This is a genomic window from Oscillospiraceae bacterium, from assembly GCA_035380125.1.
Classification (GTDB): Bacteria; Bacillota; Clostridia; order Oscillospirales; family JAKOTC01; genus DAOPZJ01.
The window spans coordinates 21922-38071 of sequence record DAOSWV010000028.1; the positions used below are offsets into that span (position 1 = coordinate 21922).

General features: G+C 52.1%; 15 protein-coding genes and 1 tRNA gene. 12 read left to right on the forward strand and 4 right to left on the reverse strand.

Translation table 11 applies throughout. The features are described from left to right. The first annotated feature begins 55 nt into the window (after nucleotides 1-55). The 3 genes from dnaG to PK629_10895 are packed head-to-tail and all read left to right on the forward strand — an operon-like array spanning nucleotide 56 to nucleotide 3552. Entirely contained in the window at nucleotides 56-1786 is a 1731-nt protein-coding gene (gene dnaG, locus PK629_10885) for a DNA primase (protein ID HOP11985.1), read from the forward strand. A 24-nt stretch (nucleotides 1787-1810) separates the two neighbouring features. Next, nucleotides 1811-3139, forward strand: a complete 1329-nt coding sequence (gene rpoD, locus PK629_10890; GenBank protein ID HOP11986.1) for an RNA polymerase sigma factor RpoD — start codon at nucleotides 1811-1813, stop codon at nucleotides 3137-3139. A 20-nt stretch (nucleotides 3140-3159) separates the two neighbouring features. Next, the gene (locus PK629_10895; GenBank protein HOP11987.1) at nucleotides 3160-3552 is read left to right on the forward strand and encodes an Rrf2 family transcriptional regulator; all 393 of its coding nucleotides are present in this window, start codon (nucleotides 3160-3162) and stop codon (nucleotides 3550-3552) included. Nucleotides 3553-3645: 93 nt separating this feature from the next. Here PK629_10895 and PK629_10900 read toward each other — a convergent pair whose 3' ends face one another. Next, nucleotides 3646-3951, reverse strand: coding sequence for a hypothetical protein (locus PK629_10900; protein ID HOP11988.1), 306 nt, complete (start codon nucleotides 3949-3951; stop codon nucleotides 3646-3648). Then, nucleotides 3944-4135, reverse strand: a complete 192-nt coding sequence (locus PK629_10905) for a hypothetical protein (GenBank protein ID HOP11989.1) — start codon at nucleotides 4133-4135, stop codon at nucleotides 3944-3946. Before PK629_10905 ends, PK629_10900 begins: the two co-directional genes overlap by 8 nt. Nucleotides 4136-4181: 46 nt before the next feature. On the opposite strand from PK629_10905, the gene PK629_10910 reads away from it, so the two are divergent. The 8 genes from PK629_10910 (at nucleotide 4182) to PK629_10945 (ending at nucleotide 13334) form a co-directional block, all read left to right on the forward strand. Then, nucleotides 4182-4652 carry a YfcE family phosphodiesterase gene (locus PK629_10910; GenBank protein HOP11990.1) on the forward strand — a complete coding sequence of 157 codons (471 nt, stop codon included), beginning with the start codon at nucleotides 4182-4184 and terminating at the stop codon, nucleotides 4650-4652. A 150-nt stretch (nucleotides 4653-4802) separates the two neighbouring features. Then, nucleotides 4803-5756 carry an HPr(Ser) kinase/phosphatase gene (gene hprK, locus PK629_10915; protein HOP11991.1) on the forward strand — a complete coding sequence of 318 codons (954 nt, stop codon included), beginning with the start codon at nucleotides 4803-4805 and terminating at the stop codon, nucleotides 5754-5756. Between the two features lie 35 nt (nucleotides 5757-5791). Beyond that, nucleotides 5792-6745, forward strand: coding sequence for an ROK family protein (locus tag PK629_10920; protein HOP11992.1), 954 nt, complete (start codon nucleotides 5792-5794; stop codon nucleotides 6743-6745). A 9-nt stretch (nucleotides 6746-6754) separates the two neighbouring features. Next, nucleotides 6755-7654, forward strand: a complete 900-nt coding sequence (murB, locus tag PK629_10925) for a UDP-N-acetylmuramate dehydrogenase (GenBank protein ID HOP11993.1) — start codon at nucleotides 6755-6757, stop codon at nucleotides 7652-7654. Between the two features lie 2 nt (nucleotides 7655-7656). Further along, on the forward strand, nucleotides 7657-8625 hold the full coding sequence (gene whiA, locus PK629_10930) for a DNA-binding protein WhiA (protein ID HOP11994.1): 969 nt from the start codon (nucleotides 7657-7659) through the stop codon (nucleotides 8623-8625). Next, nucleotides 8622-12113 (forward strand): DNA polymerase III subunit alpha, encoded by a 3492-nt coding sequence (locus PK629_10935; GenBank protein ID HOP11995.1) that lies wholly within the window; start codon nucleotides 8622-8624, stop codon nucleotides 12111-12113. Before whiA ends, PK629_10935 begins: the two co-directional genes overlap by 4 nt. Nucleotides 12114-12249: 136 nt before the next feature. Continuing rightward, nucleotides 12250-12909 (forward strand): HD domain-containing protein, encoded by a 660-nt coding sequence (locus PK629_10940; protein ID HOP11996.1) that lies wholly within the window; start codon nucleotides 12250-12252, stop codon nucleotides 12907-12909. 185 nt (nucleotides 12910-13094) lie between these two features. Then, nucleotides 13095-13334: a hypothetical protein gene (locus tag PK629_10945; GenBank protein HOP11997.1), complete on the forward strand. Its 240-nt coding sequence runs from the start codon at nucleotides 13095-13097 to the stop codon at nucleotides 13332-13334. A gap of 125 nt (nucleotides 13335-13459) precedes the next feature. Here PK629_10945 and fba read toward each other — a convergent pair whose 3' ends face one another. Both fba and PK629_10955 read right to left on the reverse strand, forming a co-directional pair. Continuing rightward, a complete protein-coding gene (gene fba, locus PK629_10950; protein ID HOP11998.1) occupies nucleotides 13460-14395 on the reverse strand; it encodes a class II fructose-1,6-bisphosphate aldolase in 936 nt (311 codons plus the stop codon). Between the two features lie 396 nt (nucleotides 14396-14791). Beyond that, nucleotides 14792-15652 carry an SH3 domain-containing protein gene (locus PK629_10955; GenBank protein ID HOP11999.1) on the reverse strand — a complete coding sequence of 287 codons (861 nt, stop codon included), beginning with the start codon at nucleotides 15650-15652 and terminating at the stop codon, nucleotides 14792-14794. Between the two features lie 410 nt (nucleotides 15653-16062). On the opposite strand from PK629_10955, the gene PK629_10960 reads away from it, so the two are divergent. After that, a tRNA-Leu gene (locus PK629_10960) sits at nucleotides 16063-16149 on the forward strand. The last annotated feature ends 1 nt before the right edge of the window (nucleotide 16150 follow it).

The following is a 16150-nucleotide window of genomic DNA, read 5'->3' on the forward strand; positions in this document are numbered from 1 at the left end:
CACCCGAATTGGTTTGACAAAGCCAAAAAATATGTTATAATGACATATTGGTAGATTGGGGGGATATGCTCTGATTGCCGAAAATATTATCAGCGAAATTAAGTATCGCACCAACATAGAACAGCTGATCGGCGAGTATGTTCAACTCAAAAAGAGAGGCACGACTCTGGTCGGCCTTTGTCCGTTTCACTCCGAAAAGACGCCGTCTTTTACGGTATGGCCGCAGGATGGGCATTATCACTGCTTCGGCTGTGGGGCGGGCGGAGACATCATCACCTTTGTCCGTCAGGTCGAGAATCTTGAATACCCGGAAGCGCTTGAGTTTTTGGCCAAACGCGCGGGGATCGAAATTCCGAAGACCGTCTTTGAGCAGGACAACTCCAAACAAAAACTCCGCGTCTTGGAACTCAACCGTTTTGCGGCGCGCTGGTTTCACGAGCGGCTTTTTTCGTCCGAGGGCGCAGCGGGGTTGGCTTATTTTAAAAAGCGGCGGTTGTCGGATAAGACCATCAAATGTTTCGGGCTGGGTTTTGCACCAGCGGGATGGGACAACCTCAAAAAGGCCGCGAATGCTGCGGGATTTTCCGACAACGAACTGGCGGGCGCGTTTTTAGCCGCAAAGAAAAATAACCGGACTTTTGATATGTTCCGCAACCGGGTGATGTTTCCCATCATCGACTCGGCGGGCGGCGTGATCGGGTTCGGCGGAAGAGTCCTCGATGACTCGCTGCCCAAATACATCAACTCTTCGGACACGGTTGTATTCAAAAAAAGCCGCAACCTGTTCGCGCTCAATTTCGCCAAAAAGGCCAAGGCCGGGAATTTGATTTTGGCCGAGGGCTATATGGATGTCATTATGTTGCATCAGGCCGGATTTTCCCAGGCGGTGGCGACGCTCGGGACGGCATTGACGCAGGAACAGGCGCGTCTGATGGCGCGCTATACCGATAAGGTCGTGGTCGCCTACGACAGCGATAAGGCCGGAACGGCCGCTACGCAGCGCGCCTATGAGATTTTGCGCGATGCGGGGATTTCGGCCCGGGTTTTGGAGATGAAAGAGGCCAAGGATCCGGACGAGTACATTAAAAAATTCGGTGCGGATCGTTTTGCCGCGTTGCTCGAAGGCAGTGCAGACGCTCTTTCGTTTAAATTAAGGGCGATTAAGGCAAAATATGATTTAGACCTCCCCGAGGAAAAGACCGCCTGCCTGAAGGAGACGGCTTCGGAACTCGCAAATCTCGAAAGTGACGTCGAAACAGACGTATACGCCGCAAAGGCGGCCGACGATTTATCGGCTGACAAAAAGGCGCTTTTATCCGAGATTACGCGGCTTCGGCGCTCCCGGGCGAAGCGGCGCCAAAAGGAGGAGCTGCGACGCAGCGGACTGCCTCCGTCAGCGCTGGCAAGAACCGAAAAGAACGGTAAATTCGATGCAATCTGCGCCGGGATCATTCGCTATCTGTTTGATAATCCCGCCGACTGCGGGCGTGTCTGCGCGCTGCTTGCCGACGAAAAACTGCCCGATCCATTTTGGGATTCGGTGCTGGACTACGTCAAGGTACGCGCACCCGAGGGCGCAATCGACATTTCGCCGCTCGGAGAAAATTTTACGGTTGAGCAGATGGGAAAACTGTCAAAAATGCTGTCGGGGCCTTCGCCGTGTTCCGACATGAACGAGGTCGGAAAATTCATCGACCGGCTCAAGCTCGATCGACCCATCGACATCGGCGACGATACACAGCTCATGGAACACATCAGTGATCTTCAAAAGAGTAAGAAAAGCTGAAGATACGAAAGGATGACCATTTACATGGAAGACAAAAACAAGAAAAAGAACGCCGAAACACCCGAGGAGAAATCTTTGCCGAAAATGCCGTCTCAGGAGATGATCGGGGAAAAGGACGACTTTTTTGACCAGAAATTCGATGATATCGATCTTGAGGATGAATCGGAAGAAGAAACAGAACTCGAAGAAGACGGGGATTTCGGCGCCGGAGACGAAGAGGACGAGGAGCCGATAACCGTTGACGATATCGACGAAGAAATTCTCAAGAATTTTGATATTGATAAGCTTATTCTCGGTGACGACGGCGAACCCGTCGAAAAAACGGAAAACGAAGAGGATGAATTTGCCGAAGAGGATGCAGAACCGGAGGGCGATATTCCCGATCTCGACATTGAGCCCATCGATATGGAACCGGTCGAAGATCTGCTGGAACCCGACAGTGAGGCCATCAAGGACGTCGAAAGTTTTATCACCGAACTCAACAGTGGTCCGGATCTTGAGACCTCTTTAGCCGTCGACGGTGTTTTGATTGACGACCCGGTCAAGGCCTATCTGAAAGAGATCGGACGGGTCGGACTGCTTTCAACCGAAGAGGAAATCGAGTTGGCAACCCGCATGAACGAGGGTGACGAAAACGCCCGCAAACGTCTGCTCGAAGCCAACCTGCGTCTTGTCGTCAGCATTGCCAAGCGTTACGTCGGACGGGGTCTGCAGTTTTTGGATTTGATTCAGGAGGGCAATCTGGGTCTGATTAAGGCCGTCGAAAAGTTCGACCACACCAAGGGCTTCAAGTTCTCCACCTACGCGACTTGGTGGATTCGCCAGTCGATCACGCGTGCCATCGCCGACCAGGCCAGAACCATCCGTATCCCCGTACATATGGTGGAGTCTATTAATAAGGTGAAAAAAGCCGGGAATCAGATTCTGTATAAGACCGGTCAGGAGGCCACGCCCGAGCAGATCGCAGAGGCCGTCGGCATGACCACGGGCAAAGTACGTGAGATTCTGCGCGTGGCGCAGGAACCGATTTCGCTTGAGACCCCGATCGGTGAAGAGGAAGACAGTCACCTCGGCGATTTCATTCCCGACGACGACGCGCCATCGCCTGCCGATACCGCACATCTGACGATGCTGAAAGAACAGCTCGACGACGTGCTGCGCACCATTACCCCGCGGGAGGCAAAAGTGCTTTTGCTGCGCTTCGGGCTCAAGGACGGACGTCAGCGCACCCTCGAGGAGGTCGGCAGGGAATTTAACGTCACGCGTGAGCGTATTCGTCAGATCGAGGCCAAAGCTCTGCGTAAACTCCGCCACCCCAGCCGCAGCAAACGGCTCAAGGATTTCCTTGAATAATCCGGGAGAAAGGTCTTGTTATGAATATCACCAACATGACGCTTGAAGCGGATTATGCGGTTCGGATCGTGTCGGTTATGGCCAATGAGAATAGACGATTGGATGCCGGTGCGCTTTCGGAACGCACCGGAGTCACACTTCGATTCACATTGAAAATTATGCGTAAGCTTGTTACAGCCGGCATCGCAAAGTCTTACAAAGGCGTCAGCGGTGGTTATGAACTTGCAAAGCCGGCGGGGGAAATTTCACTAGCGGAAGTTATCGAGGCCATCGACGGGCCGTTTCAAATGGCACGCTGCAGCGGCCCGGATGAATGCAGTAACCCGAGTACAAAGGAATTTTGTCGGTTTAAAAACGAGTTTGATCGAATCTCGAAAATGGTTCAAAAAGAAATGGAAAAGATCAAGTTTTGATAATCATTAAAAAAGAGCGGTGAGAACCGCTCTTTTTTATCGTAATAAAGCGGGCGGATGATATCCGCCCCTACAATTGGCCCGAGGAATATGTTATAATAAATAAGCGAGCGCAGCGTTCAGAATCGGATCGTCGGTACCCAGCAGAATGAAAAGCTGTTTGACCAGATCGGGGCACGGTATCGGGTTTTGCATATCGGATTTGGACTGATGCGAAAAAGTCTCCTGTGCCGTGGGTCCAAGTGAGGAGAAAACAGGTCCGCCGGCGTTTTGACCGGTCGTTGCGGCAGGACTCTGCGCGGCGGAATAGGATTCCTTGGCGCGGCGCTGCATCTCCATGACCCGCTTCATGGCGTCGTTTTGCATCTTGATCAGGTCTTTATCGTTGTATTCAGGCATTATATTCGCCGCCTTTCAGGAATTTGACCAATCCAATGGCAGCGGGAAGCCGCTGCTGCCGGTCGGGCGGCAGAAACGGGGCGAGTGCCGTCAGCAGGCGGATATGCGGATCCGGTGTGGATTCGGTTTGGGCGTCGTCCAAAAGCCGTTTTAAAACTTCAAGGTCGTTTTGTGTCAACGGCATACGATCATCTCCTTTTTGATAAGAATATGCGAACGGGAGTATTATTATGAAAATCGTTGTAATGTCCGACAGCCACGGGAACGCCGAGACTGTGGAAAAAGTGATTGCGGGAAATCCAGATACCGACGGGTTTTATCATCTTGGCGACGGTTGGCGGGACTTTGCGTTTACGGCGGTTGAGCCGGGTGTTTTCAAAGTCGACATAATACGCATCGGCGTAAAGGGCAACTGCGACATGGGCTGTGAACTGCCGCATAAGGACGTTCGGACGCTTGAGGGAGTGAAAATCGCCGCTGCACACGGGGAGGATTTTCACGGACTTTCCGGCGCGGTGTTGTTCGGCGCAAAGGAAAAGGCAAAAGTCGTTTTGCACGGGCACACCCACATTCCGAATATCGAATTTGTCAACGGGGTTTGGGTCGTCTGTCCCGGTACTTTGAAATATGGGGGCGTACAGACTTACGCGGTTCTTGAAATCAGAGACGGTACTGTAAAACCCGATCTGATTCGTCTGTAAAACCGCCCTTATGGATTCTGAATTTTTCGGTTATATGCAAAAAACTGCAAAACCGGACGCTTCAATGGCTGCAGAACGTAAAAACGCGATTTTACAGGTTGAAAACCTGCGGAGAATATTGTATAATTCGTTGCGAAGGGGGCGTTGTATTTGGGTCGATATACGGTGAAACTGTCAAAGCTCATCAATGAGTTCGGACTTGTCCCGGTTGCTATGCCGGAGGAACCCGAAAACATCCTGATTTCGTCATGCGAGGTCAATCGCCCCGGTCTGCAGATGATCGGCTTTTTCGACTATTTCGATGAGACCCGCATTCAAATTATCGGGTTGGTCGAGCACACTTATTTTAAGAATATGCCTCCGGAACAGCGCGCAAAGGGCGCCGATGACTATATGGCCAAAAAGCCCGTCGCGGTGATTTTCACTCGCGATATGGACCCGATGGTCGAATTTGTCGAGGCGGCGAAAAAATACGGCGTGGCGTTATTGAAAACTGCGGAGCAGACCTCACAGTTTATGGCCGCATTGATCGCCATGCTCAATGTCGAACTGGCGCCGCGCATTACCCGCCACGGTGTTTTGGTGGAGGTCTCCGGCGAGGGGATTTTGTTGCTCGGGGACAGCGGTGTCGGCAAGAGCGAGACCGCTGTGGAACTGATTAAACGCGGACACCGTCTGATTGCCGACGACGCGGTGGAGATTCGCCGCGTGTCCAACAAGACACTGGTCGGCTCGTCCCCCGAGAACATCCGCCACTTTATCGAACTGCGCGGTATCGGCGTGGTCAATGTGCGCCGGCTATTCGGGATGGGCGCGGTCAAAGCCACTGAGAAAATCGATCTGGTCATTGAAATGGAACCCTGGGATGCTGAAAAGGTCTATGACCGGCTGGGTATGGGGAATGAGACGATTGACATTTTGGGGATTGAAATTCCGTGCCTGACGATTCCGATCAAGCCGGGTCGCAATTTAGCCATCATCATCGAGACCGCTGCCATGAATAACCGCGATAAAAAGTTCGGCTATAATCCCACGCTGGAACTGATGAAGCAGCTGGGTATGGATACGGAGGATTTCGAGGAATCCACCAAAAAGAAAGATTAATAAATCAATTAAATCATAAAAGGACGGAAAACATCATGTACTATATCGGAATTGATTTGGGCGGTACCAACATCGCGGTCGGCGTTTGCGACGAGAATTATAAAATTGTCGGGAGAGGGTCGGCGAAAACCAACCTGCCGCGGCCTGCGGAGGAAATCGCCGCCGATATGGTCACCGCCGCCAAAACCGCTGTAGAAAATGCGGGGCTGACGATGGCCGACATCAAATGGGCCGGAATCGGCGCGCCGGGTTCGATCGAGCCGAAAAGCGGTGTAATTATCTACAACAACAACCTAGGGTTTAACAACGTCCCGATTGTCGATCTCGTCGAAAAGGGACTCGGCGTTCCGACCTTCGTCGAAAACGACGGCAACGCGGCGGCATACGGCGAAATGCTGGCGGGTGCGGGTAAGGGCGTCAAAGACCTGGTTGCCATCACGCTCGGAACAGGCGTCGGCGGCGGCATCATCATCGACAAGAAAATTTACGCGGGATTCAACTACGCGGGTGCGGAACTGGGGCATATGGTCATCGAAAAGGACGGCTGGCCCTGTACCTGCGGGCGAAAGGGCTGCTTTGAGGCCTATTCTTCGGCGACCGGAATGGTCAAGATGACCAAACTCGGGATGCAAAAACATCCTTCCTCGATTATGTGGAAGCTCACAGGCGGCAACATTGACAACGCGGGCGGCAAGACTGCCTGTGACGGCGTGCGTAAGGGCGACGAAGCTGCGGGGGAGGTCTGGAACAAGTATTTGGACTATCTGGCTTGCGGTATCATCAACCTCATTAATATTTTTCAGCCGGAGGTGTTCTGCATCGGCGGCGGAATTTCAAAAGAAGGGGACTTTTTGCTCGAACCGCTGCGGTCCCGCATTGCGAAAGAGACCTACAGCCGGAGCGGCATCCCCCAGACCAGAATCGTCGCGGCGACACTCGGCAACGACGCGGGTATTATCGGCGCGGCTTTCCTCGGAAACATTCGTTAGGAGGTTTTCTTGACCGGAAGAGCGGCCTTTTTCTGCGAACGGGAGAAAATTCAATATCGTATTGATGAACCGCTGAGCGAACATACGAGTTTTCGCATCGGCGGTTCCGCCGCGTTGTTTGCAGAACCCGATACGCCTGAAAAAGCGGCTGCACTGTTGGGCTTTTGCACCGAAAACGGGATCAAACACACGATTATGGGACGCGGCAGCGATTTATTGGTTTCGGATGAGGGCTATGACGGGGTCGTGATCCGAATCGGCGAAAAGATGGGCGACCTGAGCGTCGACAAGAATATCATCACGGCACAGGCGGGTGGTTCGCTGACGGGTCTTTGCCGCTTCGCGCAGGCCAACCGGCTGTCGGGACTGGAATTTGCGTTCGGCATTCCGGGCAGCGTCGGCGGCGGGGTCTATATGAACGCGGGGGCTTACGGCGGCGAACTGAAAGACGTCGTGACCGAAATCGGTTACTGCGGCGCGGACGGAAAAGTCAAAACGCTGAAAAAGGAAGAATGCGAATTTAGCTACCGCCACAGCTTTTTTACGGATAAAGATCTGCTGATTTTATGGGCGAAATTTGAGCTTGCGCAAGGTGACGGTGCGGAAATCGGGGCCAAGATGGCCGATATTTCAAACCGCCGCAGTGACAAACAGCCGTTGAACTATCCGAGCGCGGGCAGCGTGTTTATGCGGCCTCCGGGTTTTTACACCGGCGCGCTAATCGAACAGGCCGGGCTGAAAGGGAAATGCATCGGCGGCGCACAGGTCAGCGAAAAGCACGCCGGATTTATTATCAATACCGGAAACGCGACCGCTAAAGATGTCAAGGAACTGATCGCGTTGATTCAGGACGAGATCAAATGCCGCAACGGCGTTGATCTCGTATGTGAAATTAAATTTTTGGAGTAGAAATGTCGTTTTGCAATGAGGTGAAAACCAAACTCTGCACGTTTGCGACGCCCTTGCAATACGGACGGGCGTTTGGCAGCGGACTGCTGTTTTTGCACGCCGGACGACAGAAAAATTATCTTTTAAGGACTGAGATTTCCGAAGCGGTGATTGCGCTCGGGGAGATTTTTGAACGCGAGACAGGGTATGTTTTACCCGTAGAACTGCGTGCCACCGGTTTGCGCGAATACCGCCTGAAAACGGCGCGGTCGCCGAAAATGCGTGCCGCCGACCCGATGCGGGCGCTGACCACCGTGGATTTTGCAAAGCCGGTCGAAAAATCCAGAACTGAGATTTTTAATGTGTTTCGGCTTTTTAACGAAAACGGGGTGCTGGATGAATCCTTGTTTGAAAATCCGGAAGCGGCGCAGCATTTTTTGCGCGGCGCGTTCATTTCGACCGGGCTGGCCGCCGATCCCGCGAAAGATTTTCATCTGGAGTTTTCCGGATTGACCGAGCGGGCGGCGGGAGAACTTTCACGGCTGCTGGAGACGTTGGAATTTCGTCCGCTGACGACCAAGCGCGGCGAAAAATGGGCAGTGTATTTCAAGGACGGCGAGCAGATCGAATATTTATTAGCCGCACTCGGCGACACCGAGGCGATGTTTGAACTCTCCAATTTGCGCATTTTGCGCGACATCTCGAACAACCTCAACCGCCAGATGAACTTTGACGCGGCAAACCTCGGAAAATCGAGGGACGCCGCCGCAAAGCACATCGCGGCGATCAAATATATCATAACGAAACGTGGGATCGACCACCTGCCGCCGGAACTGCGGGCGACGGCTTCGGCGCGTATCGAAAACGACGACGCCTCGCTCTCGGAACTCGGGGTTTTACTCGGAATCGGGCGCAGCGGCGTCAACCATCGGCTGGCTAAGATCGTCAAACTCGCCGAGGAGCTTGCGGTAAAGGAGGGTGACGCACTGTGAGTTTTGTCCACCTGCATCTGCACAGCGAATACAGTTTGCTCGACGGCGCATGCCGCATCAGCAAGCTGTTAAAACGCTGCGAAGAGCTGGGACAGACCGCAGTCGCCGTCACCGACCACGGAAATATGTTCGGCGCGGTCGAGTTTTTCAAGGCCGCAAAAGCCGCCGGCATCAAGCCGATTATCGGCTGTGAGGCCTATGTTGCGCCACGGGCGATGTCGGACAAGCAAAGATCGGATGAGACCTCACAGCATTTAATTTTACTTTGCAAAAACGAGACCGGTTATCAAAATTTAATCTATATGATCTCCAAAGGATGGATGGAGGGGTTTTATAACCGCCCGCGCATCGATAAAGAACTGATTAAAGATCACGCCGAGGGGCTGGTTGCGCTGTCGGCCTGTATGTTCGGCGAAGTGCCCACGAAACTGCGGCAAAACGATTTCAACGGGGCAATTGAAGCCGCGATGTGGTATAAGTCGGTGTTCGGAGAGGACTATTACCTTGAGATGCAGGATCAGGGCATCCCCGATCAGAAAGGCATTAACGCAGGGATTATGCGGATTGCCAAACGGCTCGGCATCAAAGTCGTGGCGACCAACGACGTGCATTATGTGGACAAGTCCGACGCCCGTGCGCAGCAGATTCTGATCTGCATTCAAACCAACACCAACATCAACGATCCGTCAGCGATGGAGTTTCCGACCAAGGAGTTTTATCTGAAATCCGAAGCTGAGATGGCGGAGCGGTTTGCCTTTGCGCCCGAAGCAATCACCAACACCCTTGAAGTGGCCAAAAAGTGCAATTTTGAATTCGAGTTCGGAAAAACCAAACTGCCGCATTTTGACGTGCCCGCCGGATTTACGCATTTTGAATATCTGAGAAAGTTATCCGAAGAGGGACTTGCAAAGCGATATGATGAACAAAACCGCGCCGAAGCTCAAAAACGACTGGATTATGAACTTGACACCATCGAGAAGATGGGCTTTACCGATTATTTTTTGATCGTCGCCGATTTTATTACTTATGCCAAATCGCGCGGGATTCCGGTCGGACCCGGGCGCGGTTCGGGTGCAAGCTCTTTGACCGGGTATTGTCTCGGGATTACCGGCGTCGATCCGCTGCGCTATAACCTGATGTTCGAGCGGTTTTTAAACCCCGAGCGGGTGAGCATGCCCGACTTTGACATCGACTTTTGTCAGGAACGCAGGCAGGAAGTTATTGATTATGTGATTGCCAAATACGGCACCGAACACGTCGCCCAGATCGTCACCTTCGGGACGATGAAGGCAAGAGCCGCCATTCGGGACGTTGGCAGGGCACTCGGGATGAGCTATGCCGCCGTCGACATCGTCGCGAAAAAGATTCCGCATTCAATGTTCGGTACGATCGAGGACGCTTACGAGGCCCCGAACAGCCCGTTAAAGCAGCAATGCGAAAACGACCCGCAGGCGGCGGAACTCGTCGCGGCGGCGAAAGAACTCGAGGGTACGGCTCGCCACGCCTCGACCCACGCCGCAGGTGTCGTGATTACCGACAAGCCGGCCTACTGTCTCGTACCGTTGGCTTTAAACGGGTCGGCGGTCGTGACCCAATATACGATGAACTACCTCGAGGAGCTCGGACTCTTAAAGATTGACTTTTTGGGGCTGCGGTATCTGACAGTCATCCACGACGCGGTGGAGTTGGTACGCAAAAGCGCACCGGATTTTGACATTGACAAGATTCCCGAAAGCGACCCCAAGACCTACGCACTGATCGGCAGGGGCGATACCGACGGGATTTTTCAGCTCGAATCGGGCGGCATGCGGCAGCTGTTGATCGACATGAAGCCGAAGCACCTCGACGATTTGATGCTTGCGATCTCGCTCTACCGCCCGGGACCGATGAAAGCGATTCCGCAATATATAGCCGGAAGAGCCGACCCGCGCAATATTCACTATCTGCATCCGAAACTCAAAAATGCCTTGAAAGAGACCAACGGTGTGTTCGCCTATCAGGAACAGGTGACGCAGGTGTGCCGTGATCTGGCCGGATTTTCGTACGGGCAGGCCGACATGGTGCGGCGTGCGATGGCCAAGAAAAAGCAAAAAGAGATGGTGCGCCAACGCGCGCGGTTTGTACACGGCGAAAAAGATGAAAGCGGAAAAGTGATCGTGCCGGGCGCGGTCTCGCTGGGCATCAATGAGAAAACCGCAGACCGAATTTTTGACGATATGGAGACCTTTGCGGGGTACGGGTTTAACAAATGCCACGCCGCACCTTATGCGCTGATCGCCTATCAGACGGCTTACTTACGCACACACTGGTATAAGGAATATATGGCGGCGTTGATTTCGAGCATGATGGGCGACTCCAAGGCGACTCAGTACATCGAGGACTGTAAGCGGCATGGGCTGAAAATTTATCCGCCGAATATCAACGAGAGTGAAAAGACCTTTGTGCCGACCGAAAACGGTATTCGGTTCGGGCTGCTGGCGATCAAAAATTTGGGCAGCGCGGTGATCGATCTGATTGTCGAGGAGCGCAGACACAAAGGGTCGTACCGCTCGTTTTATGATTTTTGTTCCAGGGTTTACGGGCGTGAACTCAACAGCCGTGCGGTGGAGTCACTGATCAAGGCCGGGACGTTTGACGCGCTGCCGGGTTCCAGACGGGCAATGATGAGCGGCTCGGGCTTGATTTTGGACGAACTTGCCGAACGTGACCGTGAGAACGTGGAGGGGCAATTGGGATTGTTCGACAACGCCGAAAAGCCGCCCGAAACCCAGCTGCCCGAGGCCGCTGAGTTTTCTCAAGATGAGATTTTGGCGCAGGAACGCGAAGTGACCGGAATGTTTTTATCGGCGCATCCGCTGGACAAGTTCGAGGGGCTGAAAAAGCAAAAGCGCATTCCCGATATCTCCTCGTTGCTCGGGGAAAACGCCTCCGATTTTGACAACAAGCGCATGGAACTGCTGGGCGTGGTCGCGTCCAAGACTGTCAAGATGACGAAAAACGGGCAGAGCATGGCGTTTGTTTCAATTGAAGACAAGACCGCCGGGCTTGAGGTGGTGGTTTTTTCGGATTTATACGCCAAGAGCGCCGATTTGCTCGTAAACGGGAAAGCCCTCTCTTTTTCGGGGCGGATCTCGGTACGCGAAAACGACGATAACGAACAGGAGAGCTTTGAAGTTAAGCTGATCGCAGACAATATCACTGCGCCCGACGAGAGCAATCTGCCGCCCGTGCCCGAACAATCGGCGGAACCGATATCCGATTCCAAAAACGGGTTATATTTGAAACTGCTTTCCAAAGATGATCCAAATATGGAGCAGGTCAAATACATCGTCCAATTCAGCATCGGCGATACGCCGCTTTTCTGCTATTTCAAAAACACAAAGAAACTCGTAAGAGCGCCTCGAAATATGTGGGTGACGCCGACCGACGGATTGCTGCGGCAATTCAGGTCGCTGCTCGGGGAGGAAAACGTCAAACTTGTGAAGTAGAAGGAAACCGGTATCAGTCCGAGATTCTTCGCCAAGGGAAAAACCTTCGGCTTATCCCCTGAAAGAATTGCGTTTACGCGCAATTCTTAGATCGCTCAGAATGACAACTTTGAAAAAAAGAAAGGAACTATCATAAATGATTACATTCGAACAAGTTAAAAACAATCAGGCTGTCAAGACCTACATTACCCGCGCCGACGAATCGCTGATTGCGCTCGGTTACACCGAACACAGTTTTTCGCACGTGCTGAAAGTCGCTTCGACCGCCAAGTATATCCTCACGACGCTGGGGTATTCCGAGCGCGAGATTGAGTTGGCCCAGATTGCGGGATATCTGCACGATATCGGCAACCTCGTCAACCGCATCGACCATGCTCAGAGCGGGGCCGTGATGGCGTTTCGTATTTTAGACCATATGGGCGCCAGCGCCGAGGAGATTGCGACTATCGTGACCGCCATCGGAAACCACGACGAGGGCACCGCCGAGGCCGTCAACGCCGTCGCCGCCGCATTGATATTGGCTGACAAAACCGACGTGCGCCGCAGCCGCGTGCGCAACCGCGACATCACCAAGTTCGACATCCATGACCGCGTCAACTATTCGGTTAAAAAGGCCACGACCCAAATCAACGACGAAAAGACCGCTGTTGAATTGAAGCTGACCATTGATACCGGGCGGTTTTCGGCGATGGAATATTTCGAGATCTTTCTCGATCGCATGCTGTTGTGCCGGAAAGCCGCGGAAAAACTGGGGTTGGAGTTCCATGTGTATATCAACGGTCAAAGACTTGTATAGGAATAAAATACCTGTATAAAAATTCAAAAATAATAAAAAATTTATTTTTTCCTTTACAATTCGACAGTATTCGCTATCCTATTTATGTTATTTATTTATAGGAGTTATATGCAGGGCTTGCAGCGAGAGCTTTGCAATATAATCCGATGTACATAAATCATAGCGAAGAAAGGACCAACAAGAAAATGGACAAGGGAAAAATTGCGGATATTCTCGAAAAAGTAGCCGTGCTCAACGGCGTCAGTGTGGACGAAGTGCGCAGGGAAATCGGACTGGCAATCATGGAGGGAATGGCGAATCCCAATCCGGAGATAAAGGCCAGTTGGACAGAGATGGAGGTAAATCAAACTTTGCTTTCGCCGGAGGATGTCATTGGGCAGCTGGTGCAGCGAACCGAGGAGGAATTTATCAGACGCTGCGGTTGATAAATATCGCTGGCGGATTGAATCAAATTAGAGCGGCACGGGCATTTAAATAATGACCGTTTTGCTTTTTTAACATCAAAAAAGGCCGATACGAATTTTCGTATCGGCCTTTTTGCGTTAGATGTTTATGCTTTGCCTGCGCAGCCGAGGACTTCGACCAGCTTGTGTTTGACGAGCTGCTTGATGTTCTCGCGGGCGGGTTTGAGATATTGTCGCGGGTCGAAGTGATCCGGATGCGCGGCGAAATACTGACGGATGGTGCCGGTCATCGCAAGGCGCAGGTCGGAGTCGATGTTGATCTTGCAGACCGCGCTGGCTGCCGCTTGGCGCAGCTGATCCTCAGGTACACCGATCGCATCGGGCATGTTGCCGCCGTTTTCGTTGATCATCTTGACGTATTCCGGCATGACGCTGGATGCGCCGTGCAGCACGATCGGGAAGCCGGGCAGGCGCTTGGTGACCTCGTCAAGGATGTCGAAGCGCAGCTGCGGTTTGGTGCCGGGCTTAAATTTATAGGCGCCGTGGGAAGTGCCGATGGCGATGGCCAGCGAATCGACGCCGGTCTTGGCGACGAATTCTTCGACTTCCTCGGGGCGGGTGTAGGACGAATCTTCTTCGCTGACCTGAACGGCGTCTTCGATACCGGCCAGACGGCCCAGTTCGCCTTCGACGACCACGCCGTGGGCATGGGCATATTCGACGACCTTTTTGGTCAGTTCGATGTTTTCGGCAAACGAGTGGTGGGAACCGTCGATCATAACGGACGAGAAACCGCCGTCGATGCAGGATTTGCACAGCTCAAACGTGTCGCCGTGGTCGAGATGCAGGCAGATGGGCAGATCGGTTTCGATCAGTGCCGCTTCGACCAATTTGATCAGATAGGTGTGGTTGGCGTATTTGCGGGCACCGGAGGAGACCTGCAGGATCAGCGGGGCGTTTTCTTCCTTGGCGGCCTCAGTGATACCCTGGATGATCTCCATATTGTTGACGTTGAACGCGCCGATGGCGTATCCGCCGTCATAGGCCTTTTTGAACATTTCTTTGCTTGTTACTAACGGCATATTATTAACTCCTTTTCACGAATAAGTCCGAACTTTTGTTCTGTTGGTATTATATCCCGAAATTTCTTTCATGTCAATGTGGTTTGTGGGAGGTGATGATATCCGCCCCTGCATTAATGTTGCAGCAAAAGGGAGATTTGTATCGCGGTGGGAAAGGGATAAACTATATATTATGCCCGGATCGGGAGAGATTATGCAGATATTTTAAAAATATTTTTAAGTACGGTTAATATTGATGTGCAATAATGAAAAAGGCGAATCCTATACGGTTATTATTTAAAATGGTTATCTGGCCGTGATTCTTCGACTTCGCGCATGGTATGCGCTTCGCTCAGAATGACAACCCCGCCCGCCGATAAAAGGTTTTATCGACGGGCGGGGTTAATTTGGACGGTGCTATGCGTTAATGATTCTTCTGGCGGTCATATATCTGGCTGACCAATAACTGTTCGAGAGGGATGCTACTTTAACAATTCCCGCGCCGGACTGGGCGCTGATGAAGTTATTGTCGCCGATGTAGATGCCGACATGGTTGATATTATTCAGACCGCCGTCTGTGTCGAAAAACACGAGGTCGCCGGGCTGCAGATTGGCCTCGCTTACCGCAACGCCATATGTGGCCTGCTGCGCGGATGAATGCGGAAGCGTAATGCCCGCTTTGGCGTAGCTGTAAACGACAAGACCCGAACAGTCCATTCCGCTCATCGTGGCGCCGGCGAATACATAAGTCACGCCGATCGCGCTGTTTGCCGCATCGACAACAATTTGCGCCAGATCGGACGATACGGAGATGTATTGTCCGTAAACCCATGCGATTTCGCCGTTATACGAAATCTGATACCAGCCATCGCTTTCGCCGAGGATAGTAACTTGCTCGCCTTTTGAAAGCTTGCCGACGATGGTCGCCTGAGTGGAGGCAGCTGAACGTACATTCAGGTAGCTTGTGGATGAAACGTTTACGGTTCCCGTCTGTGTTTGACCGGACGATACGGTTATGTATTGTCCCGAAACCCAAGCGGTTTCACCGTTATACGAAATCCGGTACCAGCCGTTACTGCTGCCGAGGATGGAAACCTGCTCGCCGTTTAAAAGCTTACCGACGATGGGTGCGCCGGTGTTTGCGGCCGAACGCACATTTAAATAACTTGAAACATGTACGGTTCCCGTTTGTGTTGCCGCAAAAGCAGCGAAAGCAAACATGCTGACCGTTACCAGCAATGCCGTAAGCATACTAATCATTTTTTTGAAAATTTTCATTGTGATCCTCCTTTTCGTTTCACATGACTTTATTTTTGTGATTTGATTTTTTGCAAAAATAAAAAGACCTTTACAGATTACTTTTAATCGTAATACTGCAAAAATCTTTCGTCACGCGACAAAGATGATTGCTCTTAGAGCAACTCAAATTATAAATCAAAGCACTTTAGCAGTCAACCATTAAATAATTCCTAATCTGCCAAGTGATGGAAATCCCGGCGGCTGTTGCGCAGTCGTGCGGTCTGCATACCCTCTATACTATGTATCGGACGGTACCGGGACATTCAGCAGTTAAAAAGCATGATGAAAATGATAATGCGGTAAAAATTCTTTGCCCGATGCTTGACAAATGTGCGGCGTTTGTTTATAATAACTCTTGCCCTATCGGAATTTCCGATGCGCTTTTATCTGCGGGTATGGCGGAATTGGCAGACGCGTATGGTTCAGGTCCATATGCTCGCAAGGGCATGCAGGTTCAAGTCCTGTTACCCGCACCAA

What these genes read in the sequence shown, in the direction of transcription:
- rpoD (HOP11986.1), top strand. Translation starts at nt 1,811, where the DNA reads ATGGAAGACAAAAACAAGAAAAAGAACGCCGAAACACCCGAGGAGAAA.
- PK629_10895 (HOP11987.1), top strand. Translation starts at nt 3,160, where the DNA reads ATGAATATCACCAACATGACGCTTGAAGCGGATTATGCGGTTCGGATC.
- PK629_10900 (HOP11988.1), bottom strand. Translation starts at nt 3,951, where the DNA reads ATGCCTGAATACAACGATAAAGACCTGATCAAGATGCAAAACGACGCC.
- PK629_10905 (HOP11989.1), bottom strand. Translation starts at nt 4,135, where the DNA reads ATGCCGTTGACACAAAACGACCTTGAAGTTTTAAAACGGCTTTTGGAC.
- PK629_10910 (HOP11990.1), top strand. Translation starts at nt 4,182, where the DNA reads ATGAAAATCGTTGTAATGTCCGACAGCCACGGGAACGCCGAGACTGTG.
- PK629_10920 (HOP11992.1), top strand. Translation starts at nt 5,792, where the DNA reads ATGTACTATATCGGAATTGATTTGGGCGGTACCAACATCGCGGTCGGC.
- whiA (HOP11994.1), top strand. Translation starts at nt 7,657, where the DNA reads ATGTCGTTTTGCAATGAGGTGAAAACCAAACTCTGCACGTTTGCGACG.
- PK629_10940 (HOP11996.1), top strand. Translation starts at nt 12,250, where the DNA reads ATGATTACATTCGAACAAGTTAAAAACAATCAGGCTGTCAAGACCTAC.
- PK629_10945 (HOP11997.1), top strand. Translation starts at nt 13,095, where the DNA reads ATGGACAAGGGAAAAATTGCGGATATTCTCGAAAAAGTAGCCGTGCTC.
- fba (HOP11998.1), bottom strand. Translation starts at nt 14,395, where the DNA reads ATGCCGTTAGTAACAAGCAAAGAAATGTTCAAAAAGGCCTATGACGGC.
- PK629_10955 (HOP11999.1), bottom strand. Translation starts at nt 15,652, where the DNA reads ATGAAAATTTTCAAAAAAATGATTAGTATGCTTACGGCATTGCTGGTA.